Origin of the sequence: Cyclobacterium xiamenense (assembly GCF_009467825.1) — a bacterium.
GTDB classification, from domain to species: domain Bacteria; phylum Bacteroidota; class Bacteroidia; order Cytophagales; family Cyclobacteriaceae; genus Cyclobacterium; species Cyclobacterium xiamenense.
Genome location: NZ_WIOK01000053.1, coordinates 12094 through 21281, shown reverse-complemented (window position 1 = coordinate 21281; position 9188 = coordinate 12094). Strand labels below are relative to the sequence as shown.

Here is a 9188-nt window from a genome sequence, read left to right as displayed (position 1 = left end):
GGGTGCCACCCGTAGCTTTGTGGAAGACATCCTCTGCGAGGACGGACTGCCCATTACCCTTTCGCCCCTGTACCAGGGCGACGAGACCATCGAGGACGTATTTGTGAACCGGGATCCCCGCCTGCGGCAAACCGTGCTGCATCCGGATGATACCGAGAAATACAAGTACCACAATGCCGATGGCAGGGACTATCCCCGGATTCAGGGACAGCCGGGAGGCAGAACTTCCGCCACCGGTTACCACGTGATCAAGCACTACAATGCCGACGACATGATCGGCAAAGCTTTCAATACCGCCGAGTCACCAGCCATCATTCTGCGCTTTGCAGAAGTGTTGTTGATCTATGCCGAGGCAAAAGCCGAATTGGGTGAAGCCACCCAGGCAGACCTGGATCGGAGCATCAACCTGCTGCGCGATCGCGTGGGCATGCCGCACCTGGATATCAACCCGCCCATGGACCCCCGCTATGCCAACGACGGTATCTCCCCCTTGTTGGTGGAAATCCGCCGCGAGCGACGCGTGGAGTTGTTCCAGGAAGGCTTCCGCTACGACGACATCCGTCGCTGGAAGCAGGGCAAGAAACTGGAGAAGCCCGATATGGGCATTCGCTGGACACCTGAGGCCCAAGCGCGTTATGCCGGTGCCATCATTCAGACCAGCGTGGATCCGGACAATGGCCATACCTACATCGATGTGTACAAGAATACCGACTGGGCGGATCCGGTTTTTGACGAGTCCAAAAACTACTTCTGGCCCATTCCGCTGAATGTCATCTCTCAAAACCCGAACATTACCCAAAACCCGGGGTATGACGGCTAATTCGTTTGAAATAAACAAGCAATGAATTGGAATAATCAAAAAAACCTGCCGATCCTTTGGCAGGTTTTTTTGATTTTTTGACCGGCGGAAAGCGAAAAACCTGCCCTTTTCCCTATCTTGAGTAAAGAATTCCGGTGCTGGATCAAGCGGGGAAATGGCCCCTCTTGCCCGACAGTACACCCGGGACCAGGCAGAAATGGTCCATTTTCGTCGGAAACCAAGAAATAGACCGTCCTTTTCCGGAACCGGATAGTACCAAACAAAAAAACGCATACATACACTTATGAAAAACCCAAAATTTCTTTTAACACTAGGCCTCTGTGCCGGACTGCTGACAGGATCCCTGCAGCAGGTCCGGGCAGAAACTGCCCCTGTCAACCAGCGCCAACAGGATCCCCCCAAACTGGAAAATCCGATCACGGTCAGCTACCTCAAACGCAACCTGCGGAAATCCAGCCCCAAACTGGCCCTGACGCCTGCCTGGGAGCGAAACCTGAAACAAAAAATCCGCACCGACCCCATGGTGGGCAATTACTATGCGGCCGTCAAAGCCAATGCAGACGCCCTGCTAGACGAACCGGCACTGCGCCGGGAAATGGTCGGACGCCGCCTGCTCGGTACCTCCCGGGACATGCTGCACCGCATGAACGTCCTGGGCATTGCCTACCGCATCGAGGGTGAGCAGCACTACCTGGATAAAATCAACGAGGAATTGCTGGCGGTGTCCAACTTTTCCGATTGGAATCCCTCCCATTTTCTGGACGTGGCCGAAATGGCCACCGCCGTAGCCCTGGCCGTCGACTGGGTAGGGAAGGACCTGCCAAAAGCCACTGTCAGCCAGGCAAAGCAAGCCCTGATCGAAAAGGGCATTCAGCCCAGTTGGGAAGGAAACCACGGCTGGATCAACGGAACGAATAACTGGAACCAGGTCTGCAACGGGGGCATGATCGCTGCCTCCATTGTGATCGCCGATCAGGATCCCGAACTGGCAGCGAAGACCATTTCCCGCTCCCTGGATGGCATGCCCCATGCCTTGGCCGAATACGGTCCGGATGGTGTGTACCCCGAAGGTTCTACGTATTGGGGCTACGGAACGGCTTTTTCCGTGCTGACCGCCTCCATGTTGCAATCGGCCTTTGGCACTGACTTTGGTCTGGCGGAGTACCCGGCCTTTAAAGCCAGTGCCGACTTTCGCAAGCTAAGCATTGCCCCCTCCGGTTGGTACTATAACTACGCCGATTGCGGCGACCGACACAGCCAGGCCGGAGACATCATCCTGGCCTGGTTTGGTACCGAAACGGGCAATCCCCTGTACCTGGAAAAAGACAAATTCCTACAGCCGGTCGCCGATATGGGCAAATTGCACCGCATTGCCGGTGCCGGCTTGGTCTGGCTGGCGCAGTTTGAAGCCAGCGAATCCGAAGGGCTACCCACGGCCTGGAAGGGAGACGGAGCCAATCCCCTGGTCCTTTTCCGGGACGATTCGGAGGCTCCGGATGCCTACTACTTTGGCGGCAAGGGGGGCAAAGCCACCATCAGCCACGGCAACATGGACGCCGGCTCCTTTATCTGGGAAATCGACGGGGTGCGCTGGGTAATCGACCCGGGAAACCAGCCCTACAACGAACTTGAAATAACTGGCTTTGATCTCTGGGGCAGGTGCCAGGACTGCGAACGCTGGACCCTCCTTACCAAAAACAACTACGGGCACAGCACCCTGACGGTGAACGGGGAACTGCACGTCAACGAGGGATTTGCCAGCCTGGAACAGTTTAGCGAGGGTCCCCAGCCGGAGGCAGTGTTTGACCTGACGCCGGTATTTGGGGATAACCTGGAGCTGGCGCATCGCACGTTTTCCCGGCCGGACGAAAACTCCCTGATGATCCAGGACCGGCTGGTAACCAACGAAAATACCAAGATGATTACCTGGCAGCTGATGACGCAGGCGGATGTGGAACTTGTACCCGGTGGTGCCATTTTGCGGCAGGAGGGGAAGCAGGTGCGGTTGGAAAACCTTTCCCATCCCGAGTTGATGGTGTCGGTGGTGTCCCTGGACCCCGCCCCCCTGGCCCTGGACCGGCAGATTGCCGGATTGAAGCGCCTGGAAATTCGCATTCCCGCCTGGGTCTTGGACAAAGAGACCCGGCTACAGGTAAAGTTGCAAGCCTTTTAATCGTTCGCTATAACCTTTGGGGTCTCCCAGACCCCGAAGGTTTTCACCTCCATTAACCTTTGCCGTCTTCCAGACCTCGAAGGTTTTTACCTCCATTAACCTTTGAGGTCTTCGAGACCTCGAAGGTTTTTTTGTTGGAACCATATAAGAACATATAAGATCATATAAGGTGGTATTTCGCGCTTTCAGCGCTTGGGGTATCGGTCTGCCTATCGATCACAGGGCTTCACCCTGTGCTGAGGTCTTGCGCGCTTTCAGCGCTAAGATTTCAACCCGCTTATATTTCCTTATATGCCTTCTATGGTTCAAAAAAATGGATGGAACCATAGAAGGGCATATAAGTTGTTTTTTGATGAGGGGCGGTTCTTTTTTACCAGAAGCCCGTGCGTCTCGGAAAACCAGGCACCATCACTAGTCGATTCAACCCCTTCCGGGGTTGGAGGTAGTATATGGTCACCGAGCCGTGGGTTGCACCCACGGTTATTTTTGTTCAGGCCCTTCAGGCCTGCTTTTACAGAGCGCATGATCAATAGTCTGATTTTGTTCAGGCCCTTCAGGCCTGCTTTTACGGAGCGCATGATCAATAGCCTCAAACAGCATATATGGAAATAAACGTTGTTTTAGCCCAATCCGCTGAAGTCAACTCCGTTACCACTTCCCCAAAAAAAGCTACAAGTCGACTCCGAAGCCTTCAGCGCAAAGAATTCACCCCGCTTATAATTCCTTATATGCCTTCTATGGTTCAAAAAAAATGGATGGAATCCTATAAGAACATATAAGAACATATAAGGTGGTATTTCGCGCTTTCAGCGCTTGGGGTATCGGTCTGCCTATCGATCACAGGGCTTCACCCTGTGCTGTAGTTTGGCGCGCCTTCAGCGCTATTAATGCAGAAACCTTATATTTCCTTATATGCCTTCTATGGTTCAAAAAAAGTTGGAACCCCGGAGGTTTTTTACGTACACGCTCCGGCTTAGACCTATTACCCCCAAAGGTCTCCATTTGCTACCTCCTGAAAAAATAAGTACATTTTTCCTTTGAAATTTCGTACATACCTCCCAAACCAAAAGTTTAAAATATATTTTTTCCTCCCCCATGCGAAAAAATACAACAACCGTTTTTTTGCTGCCGTCCTTTTAAATATATTTGGCCTCGAAAGCATCGATTTTCCTTAGTACCCTAGAATGAAAGCCCTACAAATCCCATTTTTTGCCAGCCTGCTTCTGCTCCTGGCAGCTTCTTGTGTGTCCAATAAACGCATCATCTACCTGCAGGAAACCGACGAGGAAATCCCGCTCTACACCGAAAGCGAGCTGGTACCCAACTTTACCGAAGACTATTTCCTGCAGTACAACGACGTGGTGGACATCAACGTCAAAACCACCTCCGAAGAACTGAACGAGATTTTTGGTATCGCCGCGGGTGACCAACGCCTCCAAATGAACATGGCACAGGGAGCCCAAAACGGAGGCGATATCTTCTTTATCAACGGCTATACCCTGGACGAAAACGGCATGGTGGAAATTCCCCTGCTGGGAGAAATCGAACTGCTGGGACTGACTACCAAACAAGCCCAGACCAAAATCGAAGAAAAACTCAAAGCCTACGTCAACGAGGAAGACTTCTTTGTCCGCGTCCGCCTGGGTGGGGTACGCTTTTCCGCCCTGGGGGAATTTAACCGGAACGGCAACTTTACCATCCTGCAAAACCGCATCAGCATCTTTCAGGCCATTGCCCATGCCGGCGACATGACCACCACCGCCAAACGCAACGAGGTGGTGCTGATTCGGCAATACCCCGAAGGAACCAAGTCTTTTCGCGTCAACCTAAACGACCAACGGATCGTGGAATCCGAATTCTACTTTATCCGACCCAACGACATGCTCTACGCCGAACCCATGAAAATACGGGAACTCGGTACCGGTGTGAACTTTATGCAGACCTTTCAACTGGCCGTCACCACCCTCTCAGCCGTGCTGTTGGTGTTGAATGCCGTTCGCTAACCAATAGACCCAAAAAATTGAAAAAGGGGTTGCCAATCCCGTTTTCAATCCATTGTTTTGCACAACGTCTTTCCCCCTCCCGGTGGGTTCCTAATGGGACTCAGGAGGCGAAGCTGTGTCCAGGAGAGTTGGTGCTGAGCAGGCAGGATAGTAGAGAAGGGGTGTTTTGCTGTCGACCCGGTTGGTAGTCGAAACGTGGTGGTTAATGTGGTTCGAAACGGTATGAGTGGTTGAGATGAATTGTTTTGCAGTTGAGCTTGGTAGAAGTGGAGACGTGGTTGTTAAGGGTTAATAGGATTCGAAACGGGCTGAGGAGTAGAAAAGGGTTGTTTAGCTATTGTTCTTATGTACCGTCGAACCGTGGTTGTTAAGGGTTAATAGTATTCGAAACGGTATGAGTGGTTGAGATGAATTGTTTTGCAGTTGAGTTTGATAGAAGTGGAGACGTGGTTGTTAAGGGTTAATAGGATTCGAAACAGGCTGAGGAGTAGAAAAGGGTTGTTTAGCTACTGTCCTTATGTACCGTCGAACCGTGGTTGTTAAGGGTTAAACAATGGTATCTCCAAAAATCCTTTGGATTTTTGCACAACCCCTTAACCGGTAACAAATCCAGGGAACTGCTTTACAATCCCCCAGCCGGGCAACAACCCGCTATCACAACAACAACCAGAAACAAGCCCCTTAACCCTTAACAAAGCCAGGAAGCTGCCCGACTACCACCCAGCCGGACAACACCCCTCTACCACAACAACCACCAAAAACAAGCCTCTTAACCCTTAATAACGCCAGGAAGCTGCCCAACTACCACTAAGGCCGGGCAACACCCCGCTACCACGACAACAACTAGAAACAAGCCCAATGTCGTCCATTGCTACCTTTGAAGACCTGCATGTTTGGCAAGAAGCAAGGGAGCTTTGTCAGCGCGTTCGGAAGTTGACGAAGGCGATTCCTTTTAAAAATGATTACAGATTTTGTTCCCAAATAAATGCTTCATCGGGATCGGTAATGGATAATATTGCCGAAGGATTTGAAAGAGATGGAAATCGCGAGTTTATTCAATTTCTCTATATTGCCAAAGGTTCAAATGGCGAAGTAAGGTCCCAAGCCTATCGGGCTTTTGATGCGGAATTTATTTCAGAAGAAGAACTGAAGTGGCTACTTGCGAAAACACATACACTAAAAACAAAACTAAACAATTTGATAGTAACGCTTAAAAACAGTGGAGAAAAGGGATATAAAAAGTGATAAACGGATTGATTAGGTTGTACAGGCTCTTTTGCTGTTGGACTTGTTCACAGCAGAACCGTGGTTGTTAAGGGTTACTATGGTTCGGAAGGGGCTGAGTGGTTGAGACGGGTTGTTTTGCAGTATAGCTGTATGGAAGTGGAATCGTGGTTGTTAAGGGTTAATAGTATTCGAAACGGGCTGAGGAGTAGAAAAGGGTTGTTTAGCTATTGTTCTTATGTACCGTCGAACCGTGGTTGTTAAGGGTTAAACAATGGTATCCTCAAAAATCCTTTGGATTTTTGCACAACCGCTGAACTGGTAACAAAGCTGGGGAGCTGCTTAGCAACCACTAAGGCCGAGCAACACCCCGCTACCACGACAAACACCAAAAACAAGGCCCTTAACCCTTAACCCTTAACAACGCTAGGAAGCTGCCCAACTACCACTCAGCCGGACAACAACCCGCTATCACAACAACAACCAGAAACAAGCCCCTTAACCCTTAACCCTTAACATAGCTAGGAAGCTGCCCGACTACCACTCAGCCGGACAACACCCCGCTACCACGACAACCACCAAAAACAAGCCTCTTAACCCTTAACCCTTAACAAATCCAGGGATCTGCTTTACTACCACCCAGCCGGCTAACACCCCGCTACCACAACAACCGCCAGAAACAAGGCCCTTAACCCTTAACCCTCCCTACATATCTAGTACTTTTAAAATATATTTTTCATGCATACTCCATCACGATTTTATTTATGACAGCTTCCCTAACACCTCTCGCCGAGGTGAAAATCGCCATTATCGGACTGGGCTATGTGGGGCTTCCCCTGGCCGTGGAATTTGCCAAAAAATTTCCCGTTATCGGATTTGATATTTCCGAAAAACGCGTAGCCGAACTCAATGCCGGAAGAGACCTGACCCTGGAAGTAGCCGACGAAGACCTCAAACAGGTACTGGCCACCACCCCCCAAGCCGGGGAAAAGGGACTGTTTACTACCTGCGATGCCGCCCAACTGGCCGATTGCCAGGTTTATGTGGTCACCGTTCCCACCCCCACCGACAAGCACAACCGCCCCGTGCTCACCCCCATGCTCAAGGCTTCCGAAACCATCGGCAAGTACCTCAAAAAGGGCGACGTGGTCATCTACGAATCCACCGTGTACCCCGGCGTGACGGAAGAGGAGTGCGTACCCGTGCTGGAAACGGTCAGCGGCCTTCGCTATAACGAAGACTTTTACGCCGGCTATTCCCCCGAACGGATCAACCCCGGCGACAAGGAACATACCGTGGCCAAGATCCTGAAGGTCACCTCCGGTTCCACCCCTGAGGTGGCCGAGTACGTGGATCGCCTGTACCGGGAAGTGATCACCGCCGGCACCCACAAGGCCAGCAGCATCAAGGTGGCCGAAGCCGCCAAGGTGATCGAAAACTCCCAGCGGGACATCAACATCGCCTTTGTCAACGAATTGTCCAAAATCTTTAACCTGTTGCAGATCGATACCCAGGAGGTACTGGCGGCAGCAGGCACCAAATGGAATTTCCTGCCCTTCAAACCCGGACTGGTCGGTGGGCACTGCATCAGCGTGGACCCCTTTTACCTGGCACAAAAAGCCCAGGAAGTGGGCTACCATCCGGAAATCATCCTGGCCGGCCGCCGGCTCAACGATTCCATGGGCAAGCACGTGGCTACGGAAGTGATCAAGCACATGATGCGCAAGGACCTGAAAGTGATCGACTCCAAGGTGCTGATCCTGGGCTTTACTTTTAAGGAAGATTGCCCCGACGTGCGCAATACCCGGGTGATCGATATCTACCAGGAACTCCTGGCCTTTGACATGGACGTGGATGTCTACGATCCCTGGGCCAGCAAGGAAGAGGTGGCGCACGAATACGGCCTGGAAATCATCGATGGCGACACCTGCCCCGACATCGCCGATTACTCCGCCATCATCCTGGCCGTTGCCCACCAGAAATTCCGTGACCTCCCCATCCAAAAAAGCAACCACCTGGTCGTCTTCGACGTAAAAGCGGTGTTGGATAAGGAGAAGGTGGATGCGCGGTTGTAACGGGAATGTGATCGTTTTTGAAGAATGTAAGTAACAATCGAGGTTGGGTACGAATTTAACAACTATGTACGTAAATGGTTAATCGTTTAATCGGTTAATTGTTTAATTGTTGGTTTCTCGTTTTTGAAGTCTGATTTGACAAGTCGAGCTACTATTCGAATTAAAAAACAAGAACGAAAACGAACTATCTAACGGTTACCCATCAGTTAACCAATTAACCAGTTAAACAATTAAACCCTTTCAGGACCAGCTAACCCCCGAAAGACCAGTTAACCAAAAAAAAACCACTTCGACCGTCAATGAGCTATCATATCTATTCTTTCGAAAAGCTGGATGTTTATAAATTGGCCAGGCAGCTCAAAATGGACATTCGGAAAATTAGTGTGGATTTCCCAAAATCCGAACGATACGAGTTAACCAGTCAGTTGCGGAGAGCTGTAGACAGCATTTCAGCCAATATTGCGGAAGGTTCAGGAAGAGCTTCCAATTTTGATCAAGCCCACTTTACGAATATTTCTTATTCAAGTGCTTTAGAAACCATAGATCATTTAAATACAGCAATAGATATGAAGTACATTGATCAGGTGACCTATGAGAAAACAAGAATCCAGATCGATGAAATTTCCAACAAACTGAATTCGCTGTACAAATATCAGTTAGGGAATAAGGAAACACTGAAAACCAAACGTTGAGTGGTCATTTTTGAAAAACCCAAATGTGCACGTTTTAAAGAAAGTGAACTAAAATTGAGATTGTGCTCATAATTGAAAATCAGGTACGAATTTGTTTAATCGCTTAATTGTTTAATCGATTGGTGCTCGTTGTAGAGTATGTTTAACCATTCCCTGCGACTCTTCGTCCTTTTAAACCATGTTCGAAATTGGTATCACGAT

The 9188-nt window shown here is 50.2% G+C and carries 6 protein-coding genes; all 6 read left to right on the top strand.

Annotation, left to right across the window (positions count from 1 at the left end):
• A partial coding sequence (locus GCU44_RS22255; protein ID WP_154859601.1) for a RagB/SusD family nutrient uptake outer membrane protein occupies positions 1–820 on the top strand: 820 nt, incomplete at its 5' end.
• A gap of 283 nt (positions 821–1103) precedes the next feature.
• The gene (locus GCU44_RS22250; RefSeq protein WP_154859600.1) at positions 1104–2993 is read left to right on the top strand and encodes a heparinase II/III domain-containing protein; all 1890 of its coding nucleotides are present in this window, start codon (positions 1104–1106) and stop codon (positions 2991–2993) included.
• Positions 2994–4261: 1268 nt separating this feature from the next.
• Positions 4262–4996 carry a polysaccharide biosynthesis/export family protein gene (locus tag GCU44_RS22245; protein ID WP_092176116.1) on the top strand — a complete coding sequence of 245 codons (735 nt, stop codon included), beginning with the start codon at positions 4262–4264 and terminating at the stop codon, positions 4994–4996.
• An 858-nt stretch (positions 4997–5854) separates the two neighbouring features.
• Positions 5855–6241 carry a four helix bundle protein gene (locus GCU44_RS22240; protein WP_154859599.1) on the top strand — a complete coding sequence of 129 codons (387 nt, stop codon included), beginning with the start codon at positions 5855–5857 and terminating at the stop codon, positions 6239–6241.
• A 743-nt stretch (positions 6242–6984) separates the two neighbouring features.
• Positions 6985–8295, top strand: coding sequence for a nucleotide sugar dehydrogenase (locus GCU44_RS22235; protein ID WP_154859598.1), 1311 nt, complete (start codon positions 6985–6987; stop codon positions 8293–8295).
• 299 nt (positions 8296–8594) lie between these two features.
• Positions 8595–8987 (top strand): four helix bundle protein, encoded by a 393-nt coding sequence (locus GCU44_RS22230; protein ID WP_154859597.1) that lies wholly within the window; start codon positions 8595–8597, stop codon positions 8985–8987.
• Positions 8988–9188: the final 201 nt, after the last annotated feature.

Excerpts from the sequence above, each read along its gene's own strand:
- GCU44_RS22250 (WP_154859600.1), top strand. The coding sequence starts at position 1,104 with ATGAAAAACCCAAAATTTCTTTTAACACTAGGCCTCTGTGCCGGACTG.
- GCU44_RS22240 (WP_154859599.1), top strand. The coding sequence starts at position 5,855 with ATGTCGTCCATTGCTACCTTTGAAGACCTGCATGTTTGGCAAGAAGCA.
- GCU44_RS22235 (WP_154859598.1), top strand. The coding sequence starts at position 6,985 with ATGACAGCTTCCCTAACACCTCTCGCCGAGGTGAAAATCGCCATTATC.
- GCU44_RS22230 (WP_154859597.1), top strand. The coding sequence starts at position 8,595 with ATGAGCTATCATATCTATTCTTTCGAAAAGCTGGATGTTTATAAATTG.